Source organism: uncultured Collinsella sp., assembly GCF_959026545.1.
Lineage (GTDB): Bacteria > Actinomycetota > Coriobacteriia > Coriobacteriales > Coriobacteriaceae > Collinsella.
In genome coordinates this window covers 43,948-59,604 of record NZ_CAUFLV010000002.1, presented here as the reverse complement: position 1 = coordinate 59,604, position 15,657 = coordinate 43,948, and the positions used below count along the sequence as shown (strand labels likewise).

Below are 15,657 nucleotides of genomic sequence, written 5' to 3'. Positions count from 1 at the left end.
CTTGGTCCTTTATCCGTGGGCATCCGCATACCGGCTTCACAAGCCGGCAGCCGGCACCGCGGGCATGACGTCCTAGCGCTTGCGGCGCGCTGCAGCGATTGCCGCGGCACCCAGCGCCGTGAACACCACGGCGAGGGATGCGGGGTCGCCGGTCTGGGCCAGACCGTTCGAGAACCCTGCTCCACCGCCCGATGCAGCGTTGCCGCCGGCATTGTTTCCACCGGCGCTACCACCGTTGCCGTCGGCGTTACCGCCGCCGTTGCCGCCGGTATCGGGATCGGGGCTCGGCTCGGGCTCGGGTTCGGGCTCGGGCTCGGGTTCGGGCTCGGGCGCCGGATGCTCCTTGAGGTTCGCGATGGAGGCGAGCAGCTCGTCGTAGGCGGCCTTCAGCGCCTCGGCGTCATCCGACCCCGCGTCGAGCAGCGCCTGCGCCGCGTTGCGGGCGGCAGCGAAACGCGTCCACGCCTCGGGCTCGTACTCGTCCTCGGCCAGGCCCTTGCTCTCCTCCAGAACCTTGCGGATCATTTCGGCATAGTCCACACCCGGCTCGGGTTTGGCGGGATGGTCCGCCAGATTCTCGAGCGCATCCACCAGCTTCTCGTACGCCGCCTTCAGAGCGCTCTCGTCTGCCGAGTCGTCGTCGAGCAGCTTCTGAGCCGCATCGCGGGCCTCGGCGAACTGCTTCCAAGCAGCCGCCTCGTACTCGGACTCGACCAGGTTCTTGTTCGCATCCAACAGGTCGCGAATCTTGCCCGCGTAGTCAACGGCGGGCTCCTGGGCGCCCTCGTACGTGAACACGAGGGATGCCGGCAGGGATGTGGCGCCGCTGTCGCTGCTCGCCACGAGCTTGACGGAGTACACGCCGTCCTTCACCAGGCCGGACAGCATGACCGACGCGGTGTCGACCGTCGCGCTCTTCACGCCGTTCACGTATACGTGATAGCGCGTAGCACCCTCGACGGCGTTCCACGAAAGCACGGCCTCGCCCTTCGTCTCGCTCGGCTGCACCGCCAGGCCCGTGGGGGCTTCAAGGGCATCCTCGGATGCGACGGGCAGGGTGTCGACCGCGCCCTCGATACGCTTGATAACGCGGCCCGCCTCGTTACGTGCATCGACGCGCACGACGTAGGACGTCTCGGGATCGAGGCCGCTCACGCGCGCGAGCACACCGTCGACCACGATGTCGGACAGGGCGTCGCCCGTGGGCGCGCCCTCGGCATCGGCTGCAAAGACGCGCACCCGATACGTCGCGGCATCCTTAACGGCGTCCCAGCTCGTGCACACCGCGCGCGATTCGATCGCGGGAAATGCCAGATGCGCCTCGGTGTCAAACTCGATGGAAGCGTCGTCGATCAAAACGAGCTGCTCGCGCGCTTCCTTCAGCGATGTGGCGCGCTCGGCGGCCGTCTCGCTCGTGGCGTTCGCGTCGTTCATGACCTTCACCGCAGCATCGAGCGCCTTGCTATAGACGTCCCAGCTCTCAGTGGTGTAGGCGCCCTCGAGCAGACCCGCTCCCGCCTCGATCTGCGCCTGCAGCTCGACCTTGTTTGCCGCGTCGCTCGGCGCGATGATCTCGAACCAGTCGACGTTCGACTTGCTCTGGCCGGCGCCCGCGCGCGCGACGGAGGTGAGTTTGATGGTGTGCTCGCCGTTCTTGAGGTCGAGCTTCTCGAAGACCTTCACGTTCTTCTGGTCATTGCCGCCCAACGATAGGGCCTCGTTCACCACGGCGCCGTCGATCTCGACCTTGAAGGCCACGTTATCGTTGTTCAACGCCGAGTACACGCGGATGCCCGTGCCCTCGAAGCGCAGGCTCACCGAATCGCCCAGGGTGTTGCTCTCGCCCTTGGAGCCGCCGTGGTGACCGGCCTCGCCCCAGCTGTACCAGCCACCCGTCCAGGTGAGGCGCTCATCATCGTTCAGGGTGCCCTTTGCATCCACGGGAGGCGTGCCCTTGCAGTCCTCGACCGCGGTGGACACGGTCCCGGCAGGAGCCAGGGTCACATCGAGCGAGCCGGATATGTCGCCGCACGCAGCCGTGACCGTAAGCACGCCCTCGCCGCTCGCCGCGAGCAGACCGTCCTCGGAGATGGTGCCCGTGGCGGAACCGCTCTTCGTGGCAACCGACCACGCGATGTCCTGCACGCGTGCGTCGGCAGGCTTCACGTCCGCGACCATCTGGAGCGTCGAGCCGTCTTTTGCCAGCAGCGTCATGCCGTTCTCCGAACGCACGGTCACGCCCGTCACCGGCTTGGCAGACGTATCGATCACGTTGAATGCATCGAGCTCCACCTTGGCCAGGGACGACGAGGTGTTCTTGGTGCCCGTCGCGCGCAGCACGATCGTGTGCACGCCGGGCTCGAGACCCGTCTTGGAGTAGACGATCTTCTGGCGCACGCTCGTCGCGGAGTAGGTGTCGACCCGCTCTGCCACGACCTTGCCGTCGATGGTCACCTCGTAGTAGCCGCGGTCGTAGTTCGTCACCGTGACGACCTCGATGCCCGTTCCGCGGAACGTGAGGCTCGCGGTCTCGGTGCCGGTCGGATTCTGCAGGTACTTGATGGTGTCACCGTAGTTGCCGTCGGTGCTGTTGTTCCAATTGGCCCAAGCGCCGCTGTAGATCACATGCGGGTCTTGGTCGTCGACGCGGCCGAGCGTCTCGCACACGGCGGGCGCCTCGGGCAGCGCGACCGCTTCGCTGGCGGGACCGCGCAGGCCGTTAAGAATCGCCTGGACGCGGTACTCAACCGTTCCAAAGCCCGCGGGGCAGGCCTCGTCCGCGAACGTGGTCGTGGACACGCTGTTGCCCACGGCCGTCCAGTCGCCGCCGTCGACGCGGCGCTCGACGGTATAGAGGGCGCCCTCCGCCACGGCATCCCAGGTGACCGTAGCCTCGCCCTCGCCCGTTGCGGCGACGGCGACGTTCTGCGGCACGGCGGGGCGCTCGACAGCGGGAATCTGGGCGATCCGGTACGTACCGCCAGCGGTGGTATCGAAGCTGATGCGATCGGCGGAGAGCGCCGTGAACGCCACGGGGGCGCCCGTGCCATCCGTCACGGTGGCGAGCGCGGCATCGGGCACGTTCACCGTGGCCACGCCGCCGTTGTTCGACGTGATATCGGCCGTGACCAGCGCACCGGAAGCCCACGTCATCGCGACCTCGAAGTCGCCGCGTGCCACCAGGCCCGATACGCTACCGTGATCCCACTCGCTCGGCAGGGCAGGCAGCAGGTCGATGTAGCCGTTGGAGCTCTGCAGCAGCATCTCGGCGATACCGGAGGTCGCACCGAAGTTGCCGTCGATCTGGAACGGCGGATGGGTGTCCCACAGATTGGGATAGATACCGCTGTTGAACAGGTCGCCGATCAACTTGAGCGCACGGTCGCCGTCGCGCAGGTGCGCCCACGTGTTGATACGCTGGCCCATGCCCCAGCCCGTGCTGGAATCGGTGCGCAGGTTCATGGACGTGCGCGCCGCCTGGAACCACTCGGGCGTGTCCTGGGACACGAGCGTTCCGGGGAACAGGCCGAGCATATGCGAGAGATGGCGGTGGCCATAGCCCTCGCCCAAGGTGTTGCCATCAGCGTCCTTGTTGTACGCGTCCTCGATGTACCACTCCTTGATCTGGCCGTCCGAACCGATTTCGATGGGCGTGCGCAGGTTGTCGAAACGGTCCTGCCATACGGCGAGCACCGCCTCATCCTCGCCCACCAGCTTGCCGGCCTCGATGGCATCGTGGAAGAGCTGCCACACGAGCACCTGCTCGTAGGTGTTCGTCGCCGTACGCGGACCCTGCTCGGGCGAGTACGCCGGAGACGAGATGTACTTGCCGCTCTCGTCCTTGATGAGCGTCTTGCTGTACAGCTGGGCCTCTTCGCGCAGGGCGGGGTAGATGTCGTTCTTCAGGAGCTCGAGGTCGCCGCTGTAGCGGTAGGCATCGTAGGTGTTCTGAAGGATCCAGGGCACGGCAGCGGGCGACCAGCCCCATTGGAAGGACCAGCCGGGGCAGGTCCAGCCGAACGGGGTGTTCTGCGTATGGGCCATGAAGCCCTGCCCCTGGGTGTCGCCCTCGGGAGTCTCGACGCCTGCATACACGGCGGCGGTCACGCGACCGGGCTCGCGCAGGGAATCCACGTAGGATAGCAGCGGCGTGGCGCACTCGGCGAGGTTCGTGGAGTACGCGGGCCAGTAGTTCATCTGCAGGTTGACGTTCATGTGGTAGTCGGACGCCCACTGCGGGTTGTTGACGTTGTTCCACACGCCCTGCAGGTTACTGGGCAGCTGCGAGTCCTCGCGGGAAGAACCCAGCGTGAGATAGCGGCCGTATTGGAACAGCATGGTCTCGAGCTGACGGCGCTCGGCCGCGGTCGCGGTCTTATTGCGATACGCGGTGAGCAGGTCGTCGGTGGCGCGCTCGGACACCACGCCGTCAAAGCCCAGGTCGAGGTCCACGCGGTTCATGAGCGCGGAGAAGTCCTCGACGTGGTCGGCACGGACGGCGTCGTAGCCGCGCGCCACGGCGTCGTCCGCCGTCTTCTGCACGCGCGCCAGGAGCTCGGCATCGGATTCACCGGTGCGATAGACCGGATAATCATTCCTGAAATCCGTCGCCGCTGCAACGTAGAACGTAAGGTCGTCGGCACCCGAGACCACGAGCTTGTCGCCCTGGGCCTTCACGTTGCCGCCGTTTGCCACCACCTTGAGCACGGAAGCGTACTTGAGCTGGTTATCCTGCACCGCACCGGTCATGGTGATCTGGTTGCCCGATGCGCTGACCTTGGCGCCCGCCTGCTTGGACGGGAAGGTGATCTCGACGTTGACGCCTGCCTTGCCGCTCGCCTCGAGACGGCCTACGACGACCTTGTCGGGATGGCTGGCGAAGAACTCGCGCGCGATGTGCCGGCCGGCCGCATCGAACTCGACGCCCGCGATACCGGTCGTAAGATCCAGCGAGCGCTCGTAATCGGACGCGGAGCCATTGCCCAGGTCGGTGTACTTCAAGTAGATGTCGCCCCAGGCCTGATAGGCGCCGTAGCCTTCCTGGTCACCGATGAGCTGGTCGCACATATTGGCGGCCTCGGTGTTCTTGCCCTCGGAGAAGAGCTGCTGGATGCGCTTGATCGTAGCGCCGTTGGCACCCTTCGAGACGTTGTTGCCGCCGTTGTAGTTCTTGCGGGAATCACTCGGACCACCGGTCCACAGCGTCTTCTCATTAAAGGTGAGGTGCTCGGTCTGCACCTCGCCGTACACGTTCGCGCCCATGTCGCCGTTGCCGATGGGCAGCGTGCGCTTCTGCCACACATCGCCCGCTGCATCGCCGGCGGCCGACGCGGCTTCGTCATAGCGAAGCCTCAAGGGGTTGCCGACGGTCACGGCATTCACCGTGACGTCGGACGCGTCGGCATTGCGAGACGCTGCCCAACCGACACCCGGAAGCGCCACGGTCGCCGCTAGGACCACCGCGGTCGCCGCCTTCAGGGGAAACTTCGCCCCCTTAATCATTCGTGTCATCTTCATGACCCTGTCCAACCTTTCGCTCCCCCAGCTACTTGAGGCAGGGGGCTCTGAATAAAAAGCGGGGGAAAGCGCGGTTGCGCCCTCCCCCGTTGCATGATCGTCGTTTAGCGACGACGGCGGCGGGCTGCAGCGATGGCTGTGGCACCACCCATGGCGATGACGGCGGCAATGCCGGCGGGATCACCCGTCTGCGCCAGGCCACCGCCCGCACCGGGCTTGTCGCCCGCGGCGGGTTTGTCACCGGTAGCCGGCTTGTCGGAGGGGTTCTCCAGCAGGCCCTTCACAGCCGCGTTCAGCTCGTTGAAAGCATCCTTGAGCTGCTCGTCGGTAGCCGATCCGCTGCCGAGCAAAGCCTGCGCGGCGTCGCGGGCGGCGACGAAGCGGTCCCAGGCCTCGGGCTTGTAATCAGACTCGACCAGGTTCGCGTTGTTCGCCAGCAGCTCCTTGAGCTTGCCGGCGTAGTTGACGCCAGGCTCGGGCTCCGGTTCGGGCTCGGGCTCGGGTTCGGGCTCGGGCTCGGGTTCGGGCTCGGGCTCGGGCTCGGCGGACTTCTCGACGCGAACGTCGAACACAGCCGTCTTGCCCTCGTAGGCAACGGTTACCTCGAGCGCGGCGGCTTCCTCGGCGAAAGCCTCGTCCAGACCCGGCGTGAACGCGAACGCCGCAGCAGTATCGGCGCCGTACTCAACATCGACGGCGTCTCCATTGGAGTAGCTCAGCATCAGCACCAAGCCTGCGGGCTCGAGCTTCTCGCCGACCTTGTACGTGGTCTTCGAGGGAGCCGATTTGATGGCGATGCCCTCGAGCACGGGCTCGGCAACCTTGATCTCGAAGGTGCGCTCGACAGAGCCGGCGTACTTGCCCATACCCTTGACGGTCACCTTGCCGGTGCCGGCAGCGGTGTTGTCGGCGAACTCGAGCGTGTAATCCACGCCGTTCTCCAAGGTCTTCTCGCCATGCTTGACCACGACGGATACCACGGAGGCATCCACGGGATGCTCGGCGTCGACACGGTCGACGGTAACGGAAGCGGGAACCTCGATGGAGACGGCATCGCTGGCGATGTCGGTCGTCGTGCTCTTCGCCTTCGTCAAGCGCAGCTCGGCGGCGCTCAGGAACGCATTGTTACGGCCGCCGTCGGCATAGGTGGCCGTAGCCTGCAGGCGGAAGTACTTGGCCGTCACGGGCTTGGCGAGCTGGAGCAGCTTCCAATCGCGCGTGTAGTCGGCATCCTCGGGAGAAAGCCAGGTTGCGGTTCCGGCGTCCTTCCAGGTCTTGCCGTCCTCGCTGTACTGGAGCTTGGCGCCGAACAAGGTGCCGTTGTGGCTACCGCTGCTGGCAGGACGCGGCAGATAGCGCAGGCCGTCGATGGCGGTGGGCTCCTCGAGCTCCATGGTTACCCACAGGTTGTCGAGCGTGGTCGCGGTCCAGTGGGAGTGATAGTAGGTTTCGTTGTTCTTATCGAAGGCGAAGGACAGCGGACCCTCGTTGCCCGAAGCGGGCTCATGCACGCTGCCGGTCTCCGTATTGACGATCTTGTCGACCGGATAGTCGCGCGAATCGTCGGCGGGATCCATCGTCTCGGGGGCACCGAGGTTGACGGTGAAGGTACTGCGGGTCTTGTGGTCCTCGGACTCGATGATGATCAGGACCTTGTCGTCGTGCGCGGGGAGCACGGTCACGGCGGCGTTATCGGCGGCGACCGGCTCGACCTTAGCGGTCTCGGCGGGCGTGTTATAGCCACCCTGCTTCAGGGCGGAGTCCGGCACGGCGGTGCCGTTCACCTTGAGCGAGGCGAGCTTCGCGGTCGCGTTCGTCACGAAGCTACCCTGAGCGGTATTCAGCTCGACCTCGGTGATCGCGGTGCAGGGCTTTGCAGTAGTGCCGGTCTGCACGTCGGCGTTCGTCACCGTCATGCGGACGAAGGTCGCCGTGACGGGAGCGAAGTCATAAGTGTAGAGGCGAGCATTGCCCTGGGCATCCGCGCGCGTCTCGGTAACGGTCAGCGGCGTCCAATCCTTACCGTTCTCAGACACCTCGAACTTCGTCGCGTTGTCATCGGGGAAGCGAGCGGACCAGCTGTCCTTGGCAAAGGTCACCTTGAACTGGCCGAAACGCTGCTGAGTTGCATATTCGAAGGTAACCTGCGCGGTCTTGTTGCCATCCTGAGAATAATCATAGTTGGACCACAGCGTGGGATTTGCACCGCCGCCGGTATTCGCACCGGGCTCGGTCTTGCCGTCTACGATCGCCATCAGCGTATCGCTCTGCTTGCCCTCGGGCACGCTCTGCGTAATCTTCATCGCATCCTTGGCGATGTTGCCGCCGATGGTGATGGTCTCCTCCTGGACGCGGATCGAAGCGGTAACGGTGACATCTTTGCCGAACACGTTGGACGTGCCGGCAAGCATCACGGTGCCCGCCTTGTCGTACGCGCCGTCCTCGGCAGCGCTCCACGTCACCGGGAAATTGGCGTTGAGCACGGTGCCGTCCGCCATAACGGCCGGGAGGCTATCGGGCAGCACGGGCTCGGCGCCCTTGCTCACGGTGGTGGAGTAGTTGAGCAGCGCAGCGATATCGTCGACGACCGTGACCACGGCGGTAGCGCGAACGGGCGTATCGGCGACCGTACCGCTTACGGTGAAGCTGCCGGGGGTCGCCAGCTTATCAGCAGGAACGTTATCCCAGGTAACAGCCTTGTTCTCAGACGCGCCGTCGCTATAGCGCACCTGAACGGCGGCGGGAAGCTCGAGCGCGGAGCCCGTCTTCACGTAGTGGTAGCGCGCGAAGTACAGGCTGTCGGCCGTCTTCGCCTCGGGAGCATCCGAGGAGGCGGCGACGGGGATCGTGATGGTGGTGGACTCGAGGCCATCGGCGCTCACCGTAACGGTGGCATCGCCAGCCTTCTCGCCCGCGCGCACGATACCCACCAGCTGGCCGGAGAACGCATCGCGGTTGTCATCGCGATAAGACTGATGGTCGGGCGAGCTGCCGTTGTCGATGCCGGCGAGGCTACCCGAGCCGGTCACCTTGAACGTCACGTTGTTGGTCGCGTTGGGAATGACGTTGCCCTCGGCATCGGTCACGCTCACGGTAACGTATGCGAGGTCGGTACCGTTCGCGGTCATGCCCTCGCGATTGACCTCGGCCTTGAGCTTCGCGGCTTTGCCGGTGGTGGTCACGCTCTGGCGACCCTGCCACGTCGAGGTGTCGATCTTCTCGCCCTTGGCGTTGTATGCCTCGGCGGTGATGGTGCCGTCGGCATAGGGGACCTTCCAGGTGAGGTACAGGTTGCGATGGATATCGTTACCGGTGTAGGCGCCATCGCCCTCGTAGATCTGATAGGAAACGCCGCCCTCGGTGGTCTTGGTCGTGAAGGCCTTCTTACCCAGCGACTGGCGCTCGGTGGAACCCTTCGGCGTGAAGAACAGCTCGACGGCTGCTGCATCGGTGTACACCGCGACATCGACCTTGTTCTGGCCGTCCTTCTTCACCACATCACTGTTCCATGCGGGCAGCATGTGCAGGGTGTTGACGTCCTCGTTCCACAGGCTCTGATACAGATAGTAGGAGTCCTTGGGAAGGCCGGCGGTATCGATGATGCCGAAGTAGGAGTTCTTCGGAGACGGCCAGGTGCCCTTGGCACCGGAGTCCGTACCGTTCCACGGCGTGGGCTCGCCCAGGTAATCGAAGCCGGTCCACACGTACTCGCCGGACATGAAGTCGCGGGTGAGCACATCGTACCAAGCCTTCGAGGCCACGTGGCCCCAGCCGACCGCGCTGTAATCGTAAGCGGTGAGCTGCTGGGCGCTGCCATCCTGACCATGCGTGTTGTAGATGCCGCGGCTGTTGATGGCGGAAGCGGTCTCGGAACCGATCAAGATCCAATCGCTATGCTCGCGATGAGCCTTGTCATACACGTTGCCGTCGGCGTAGTTGAGGCCGACGATGCCCTTGGCGTTCGCGATGCCCTGCGGGTTCAGCGTGGTGCTGCCATTGTTCTTGTACTGGTTGTCGCCCGTGGTGACGGGGCGCGTGGTATCGACGGCCTTGACCCAATCGATCAGGTTCTGCTGCACCTGGTTGAAGTTGGAGATGCCACCGGTACCCTCGGTCATCTCGTTACCGATGGACCACATGATGATCGCGGGCGCGTTGTAGTCGCGCGCGATGCTCTGCTCGAGATCGAACTGCGCCCAGGTCTTGTCCGCGGAGGCGCCGATGAGCTCGGACTCACCCATGGCCTTGTTGAAGAAGCGAGCGTAGTCCTTGGAGTTGCCGTTCTTCTGCGACGTCCAGCCATCGAAGAACTCGAGGTCGAGCAGCATGCCCTGCTCGTTGCAGATCTCGACCAACTCGCGGGCCGGCGTGTTGTGCGATGTGCGGATGGAGTTGCAGCCCATCTCCTTCAGGAGCTTCACCTGGCGCTCGAGCGCATCGCGCGTCGAGACGGAGCCCAGGGCGCCCTGGTCGTGATGCATGCACACGCCCTTGATCTTCATGGACTCGCCGTTGAGCGAGAAGCCCTTGGCGGCGTCGAACTTGAAGAAGCGGTAGCCGAAATCGGTATCGTAGGTGTCGATGACCTTGTCGCCCATCTTTACCTGCGTGCGCACGGTGTAGAGCACCGGGCTATCCGTGCTCCACAGCTCGGGCTTGGTCGCTGTGAGGTCGGCCTCGACGGCCTTCGTCTCGCCAGCGGCAACCGTGACCTGCGTGGTCTGGGTGCCGATGGCCTGCTCGACGCTCTCACCGCGCTTGAACACGGTCTGGACGAGGGTCACCGCGGCCTCGGACTTGCCCGCGTTGGCAACGGAGGTCTTCAGATGCGTGGTGACGTTGCCGCCCTTCTGGGACTCCAGCTGCGGGGTGGTCACCTGAACGCCGTCCTTGGCAACGTGGACGGGGTCGGTCACGACCAGGTCGACGTCGCGGCCCATACCGGAACCGGAGTACCAGCGGGACGACGGGATCTGGTTGTTCACGCGAACGGCGATGACATTCTGCTCGCCCACCTTGAGATAGGGCGTGAGATCGAAGGAGAAGGGCGTGTAACCGTACGGATGGCTGCCCAGCTCCTGGCCGTTGATGTAGACGGTCGCGTCCATGTAGACACCGTCGAAGTCGATGCGGACCTGCTTGCCGGCAAGGTCGTTGCCCACCTCGAAGGATTTGCGGTACCAGCCGATACCGCCCGGCTTGTAGGCGCTCTCCGCCTCGCCGGTCTTGGTGTAATCCTGGTCGATGCTGTAATCATGCGGCAGGTCGACGACATCCCACGAGGAATCGTCGAACGCCTCGGTGTTTACACCCGAGACCTCGCCCAACTTGAACTTCCAGTTCTCGTTGAACCCCTGCACGCGCTGAGCCGGATCGGTCACGCTGTTGATGTAGACGACCTCGGGCTTGGAACTCATCTGCGTCGTCGACTGCGAACGCAGCGAGGGACCCAGCCCCGCCGCGACCGCCGACACCGCAGGAGCACCAAGCGCCAAAGCGCCCACCAGCGCCGCGCACAGCACGCGCTTCGCACGCGTACGGTGCGCCCCCTTCCTGGGGCGGCTTTGGGTGTGCAATGTACTCATGCAACCTCCTTCTATCGTCGACCCGATGTCGACGCATAGCTTCGCCATATATGAGGTACAGCATGTCAGTTTTATACCGTCCGCTTCCCGGCGGAGCCGCCAGCGTGCGCCATCGAACGGTGAACGGTTATGCGGGGCAAGATTGGCATTACACACAAAATACCAGTTAGATTATGGTGAGCACAGCGGCAATCAAAGCTGGCTGCGCGCGGCATCCTTCCCTTCGTAACCAATATATATCGTGGATGCCCCTCCCGCCCACCAGCGCTCCGCTGCGCTATAGTGAATCGCTACCATTGCAAGGGGAAGGCTCACCATGTATATATCCGATATCTTCGAAACGGCGCAGCGGCTCCGCAGGCTCCCCGTCTCGTTCGAGATGTTTCCGCCCAAAGGCGAGCTCACGCTCGAGCGAGCTCGAGAAGTCGCCGCCTCCTTCGCGCCCCTGGGGCCCGACTTCATCAGCGTCACCTATTCGGCTGGAGGATCGGGCAACAACGCCGCCACCACGCAGATCGCCCAGATGATCGATACGGAACTCGCTATCCCCTCGGTCGCCCACCTCACCTGCATCTCGCTCAAGCGCGCGGACCTCGCCGCGAAGATCGACGAGATGCGCGCGGCGGGTGTGGAAAACGTGCTCGCGCTGCGCGGGGATGTCCCCGAAGGAGCCCCGACCGGCCCGGGCTGCGCCGATTTCCGCTATGCGAAGGACATCATCCCGCCGCTCGTCGAGGCGGGCTTTTGCGTCGGCGCGGCGGCGTATCCGGAAGGCCACCTGGAATGCGACGACCTCGCGCGCTCCATGCGCCATCTCAAGCAAAAGCAGGATGCGGGAGCGAGCTTCTTCGTGACGCAGCTCTTTTTCGACAACGATTACTTCTATCGCTTCCGCGAGCTTGCGGACTCCGCGGGCATCACCGTCCCCATCACCGCCGGAATCATGCCCTTCATGGGAAAGCAGCAGATCAGCCGCATGGTGTTCATGTGCGGCGCCTCGCTTCCCTCTCCCGTTATCAAACTGCTCGCGCGTTTTGAAGACGATCCGGACAGCCTGCGTGCCGCCGGCATCGAATATGCGTGCCGCCAGCTTGAGGACCTCGCCGACCACGGCGTGGACGGCCTGCACATCTACACCATGAACCGACCGAGCGTCGCCCGTGCCGCTATGAGTGCCCTTCGTCAAGAGACCCGCTAGCCGTGGATACGCAAACCGAGGCCACGTCGTCGAACATGCGCGAACTCCCCGGCGCGCTTGCGGGGCCGCGCGTCGTCACGCTTGGAGGCACGGAGGATCCCCTCGCGATTGACCGCAATGAAATGCTGCGATATCTGGGGCATACGGGACAGAACATCGAAGACGACCTGGCGTGCAGGATCGAGCGGGTCGCACGCGACGTCGAAGCCCATGGACGGGCGCGAGGCGTCTTCGCGACGTTTCCCGTAGACGCCTCCACCCTTGACGACGAGGGGAAGGCGTGTATTCGCCTCACGGGAACGGTCGCAACCCTCAAGGGGCGTGACATCTACCGCCACCTCAAGGACGCACGCTGGTGCACGGTGCTCGCATGCACGCTCGGCATGGACAACGAGCGGCGCCTGCGCGCGCTCGGCGCACAAAGCCCGTTGGATGCCGCAATCTACGATGCAGCGTCCTCCGCGCTCATCGAGTCCGCCGTCGGACATCTCGACTCCATGGTGCAGGACGCGGCATCCGCCGCCGGCCTTTCATGCAACTGGCGCTTCTCGTGCGGATATGGCGATTGCCCGCTCGAGGCGCAGGGGCGGCTCCTCGCATCCCTTGACGCCACCCGACGCATCGGGCTCACCGTCACACCCACCAACCTCATGGTGCCCAGTAAATCCGTAAGCGCCATGATCGGCGTTTTTGAGGGGCCGCCCCGTGCCGCCGATGCGCCGGCGCGATGCGCCATCTGCCGCATGCGCGCCTCCTGCTCCATGCGCAAACGCGGCACCACCTGTTAGGATGAAAGACCATCCAACGACAAGGAGACTCATGGACACCTTGCTGCACAAAGCCATCAGCGGAGACTGTCACCTGCTATTCGACGGCGGCATGGGAACCATGCTCCAAGCCGCCGGACTAGCTGCCGGAGAACTTCCCGAACTGCTCTGCCTCACGAACCCCGAGCACATCGAGGCCATCCATCGCGCGTACGTCGAGGCAGGCAGCGATGTCATCACCACCAACACCTTTGGGGCGAACCGATTGAAGCTCGATGGCCGTGCCACGGTCGACGAGGTCTACGCTGCCGCCGTTTCGTGCGCTCGTGCTGCCGGCGCTCACCTGGTCGCCGCCGATATCGGTCCGCTCGGCGCGCTCTTGCGCCCTTTGGGCACGCTCAGCTTCGATGAGGCATACGACGCATTCGCCGAGCAGGCTCGAGCTGCTTCGGACGCCGGCGCCGACCTCTTCATCATCGAGACGATGACCGACGTACTCGAGGTCAAGGCCGCCATCCTTGCCTGCCGCGAAAACACCGGGCTTCCCATCTTCGTGACGATGACCTTTGAGGCGGATGGCCGTACGTTCCTGGGCACCTCCCCAGAAGTCGCCGCCGTCACCCTCGATGCCCTTGGGGTCGACGCGCTGGGCATCAACTGCTCCCAAGGGCCGCACGAGCTGCGCGCACTTGCCCAGCGCATGCTCGCCGTCACGGAAAAGCCGCTGATTGTCCAGGCGAATGCGGGTCTTCCCCATGTCGAACACGACTGCACCGTCTTTGACATCGGGCCCGAGGAGTACGCCGCGGCAGTTCGTGGCATGGTGGACGACGGCATTGGTATTCTCGGAGGATGCTGTGGCACCGATCCCCGTCACATCGCCCTCATCGCCGATGTGCTGCGGGGGCGCACCCCGCGCAAGCGAGAGGTGCCCCAGGCGTTCACCGTCACGAGCGCCCAAGCACTCATCTCGCTTCCCACCGAAAGCCGAGCCATCGCCGTCATCGGCGAACGTATCAATCCCACGGGCAAGAAGCGGCTCAAGGAGGCGCTCCGCACTCGAGATTTCGACTATCTCGTAAGCGAGGGCATCGCGCAGCAGGAGCAGGGGGCCGATATCCTCGACGTCAACGTGGGACTCCCCGATATCGACGAGGTCGATGCCTTACAGGTCGCCGGTGAACGCCTCTCGGGGGCCGTCACACTGCCGCTCCAGTTCGACTCCACCGTCCCCGCCGCGCTCGAGGCCGCCGTCCGGCGGTACCCCGGCAAGCCGATCATCAATTCCGTCAACGGCAAGCAAGAGGTCCTGGACGAGATTTTGCCCATCGCCGCGCGATACGGAGCCAACGTCATTGGCCTCACGCTCGACGAGGCGGGCATCCCCACCACCGCCGAGCAGCGGTTCGAAATCGCCACGCGCATCGTGGGAGAAGCCGAGCGACACGGCATCCCGCGCACGCGCCTCCTCATCGACTGCCTCGCCATGACCGTCTCGACCGATCAGCGTCAAGCGCTCGAGACGCTCCGTGCCATCTCGATGGTCAAGGAACGCCTGGGGGGTCAAGTGCACGCTCGGCGTGTCGAACGTCAGCTTTGGACTGCCGCAGCGGCCCCTGCTCAACGGCGCGTTCCTCGCCGCTGCCCTCGGAGCCGGACTGGACACCCCGATCCTCAACCCCGGCTCGGATCGCTACATGGACGCCGTGCGCACCTTCCGCGTCCTCAATGGCGAGGATGCCGGCGCACGCGATTACATCGAGCGCTACGCGGGATGGCGCGATCCATACGCGAAGTCCGACGACAAGGCCATCCGTTTGCCGGACGCTACCGCCTCCACACGCGTCGATGGGAATGCGCCGAGCGCGCCTTCCCCGAACTCCGAGCGGTCAATCGGCCATTTCGTGCTCACCGGGCGCAAACGCGAGACGGCCGAGCTCACACGCGAACTGCTGAACACCCTCCCCCCGCTCGACCTCATCGATGCTCACCTTATCCCCGCCCTTGACGAAGTTGGGACGCGCTTCGATCGAGGAGAGCTGTTCTTGCCGCAGCTCATGGCCTCGGCGGAAGCGGCGCGTGCGGGCTTTGACATCATACGGGAGCAGATGCCCGCCAGTAAGGAGCTCGACAAGGGAACGATCTGCGTGGCCACCGTTGAGGGCGATATCCATGACATCGGCAAGAACATCGTCAAAATGCTGCTCGACAACTACGGATACACGGTGATCGACCTCGGACGCGACGTAAAGCCGCAGGCCGTGCTCGATGCGGTGCGCGAACACGGCATTAAACTCGTGGGCCTGTCCGCACTGATGACCACGACCGTCCCCAATATGGCGAAAACCATCGACCTGTTGCACCGCGAGGCCCCAGGAACGCTCGTCATGGTGGGCGGAGCCGTGCTCACGCCCGAATATGCAGAGCAGATCGGCGCCGATTTCTATGCCAAAGACGCCGCGGAGTCCGCACGCATCGCCGCAAAAGTCTTCGGCTAACGCAATCCAGCTTGGAAGTTGAGGTTTTTCGTATCGTTTTCCGGTTTTGCCAAGTAGAGCTCGGTTTTTCCCAACAAACACGCAGGTACATG

Annotated in this window: 6 protein-coding genes; 4 read left to right on the top strand and 2 right to left on the bottom strand. The window is 64.5% G+C overall.

Features of this window, described 5'->3' with window-relative positions; translation table 11 throughout:
• Positions 1-72: 72 nt before the first annotated feature.
• Entirely contained in the window at positions 73-5,517 is a 5,445-nt protein-coding gene (locus Q5Q88_RS01460; protein ID WP_302741365.1) for a glycoside hydrolase N-terminal domain-containing protein, read from the bottom strand.
• 104 nt (positions 5,518-5,621) lie between these two features.
• Positions 5,622-11,102 (bottom strand): sugar-binding domain-containing protein, encoded by a 5,481-nt coding sequence (locus Q5Q88_RS01455; RefSeq protein ID WP_302741363.1) that lies wholly within the window; start codon positions 11,100-11,102, stop codon positions 5,622-5,624.
• A 316-nt stretch (positions 11,103-11,418) separates the two neighbouring features.
• On the opposite strand from Q5Q88_RS01455, the gene Q5Q88_RS01450 reads away from it, so the two are divergent.
• The 4 genes from Q5Q88_RS01450 to Q5Q88_RS01435 are packed head-to-tail and all read left to right on the top strand — an operon-like array spanning position 11,419 to position 15,565.
• The gene (locus Q5Q88_RS01450) at positions 11,419-12,300 is read left to right on the top strand and encodes a methylenetetrahydrofolate reductase (protein WP_118654426.1); all 882 of its coding nucleotides are present in this window, start codon (positions 11,419-11,421) and stop codon (positions 12,298-12,300) included.
• A 2-nt stretch (positions 12,301-12,302) separates the two neighbouring features.
• On the top strand, positions 12,303-13,088 hold the full coding sequence (locus Q5Q88_RS01445) for a vitamin B12 dependent-methionine synthase activation domain-containing protein (protein ID WP_294122449.1): 786 nt from the start codon (positions 12,303-12,305) through the stop codon (positions 13,086-13,088).
• Positions 13,089-13,119: 31 nt separating this feature from the next.
• A complete protein-coding gene (locus tag Q5Q88_RS01440) occupies positions 13,120-15,075 on the top strand; it encodes a homocysteine S-methyltransferase family protein (protein WP_302741358.1) in 1,956 nt (651 codons plus the stop codon).
• Positions 14,972-15,565: a corrinoid protein gene (locus Q5Q88_RS01435; RefSeq protein WP_302741356.1), complete on the top strand. Its 594-nt coding sequence runs from the start codon at positions 14,972-14,974 to the stop codon at positions 15,563-15,565. Before Q5Q88_RS01440 ends, Q5Q88_RS01435 begins: the two co-directional genes overlap by 104 nt.
• Positions 15,566-15,657: the final 92 nt, after the last annotated feature.

Excerpts from the sequence above, each read along its gene's own strand:
- Q5Q88_RS01450 (WP_118654426.1), top strand. The coding sequence starts at position 11,419 with ATGTATATATCCGATATCTTCGAAACGGCGCAGCGGCTCCGCAGGCTC.
- Q5Q88_RS01440 (WP_302741358.1), top strand. The coding sequence starts at position 13,120 with ATGGACACCTTGCTGCACAAAGCCATCAGCGGAGACTGTCACCTGCTA.
- Q5Q88_RS01460 (WP_302741365.1), bottom strand. The coding sequence starts at position 5,517 with ATGAAGATGACACGAATGATTAAGGGGGCGAAGTTTCCCCTGAAGGCG.
- Q5Q88_RS01455 (WP_302741363.1), bottom strand. The coding sequence starts at position 11,102 with ATGAGTACATTGCACACCCAAAGCCGCCCCAGGAAGGGGGCGCACCGT.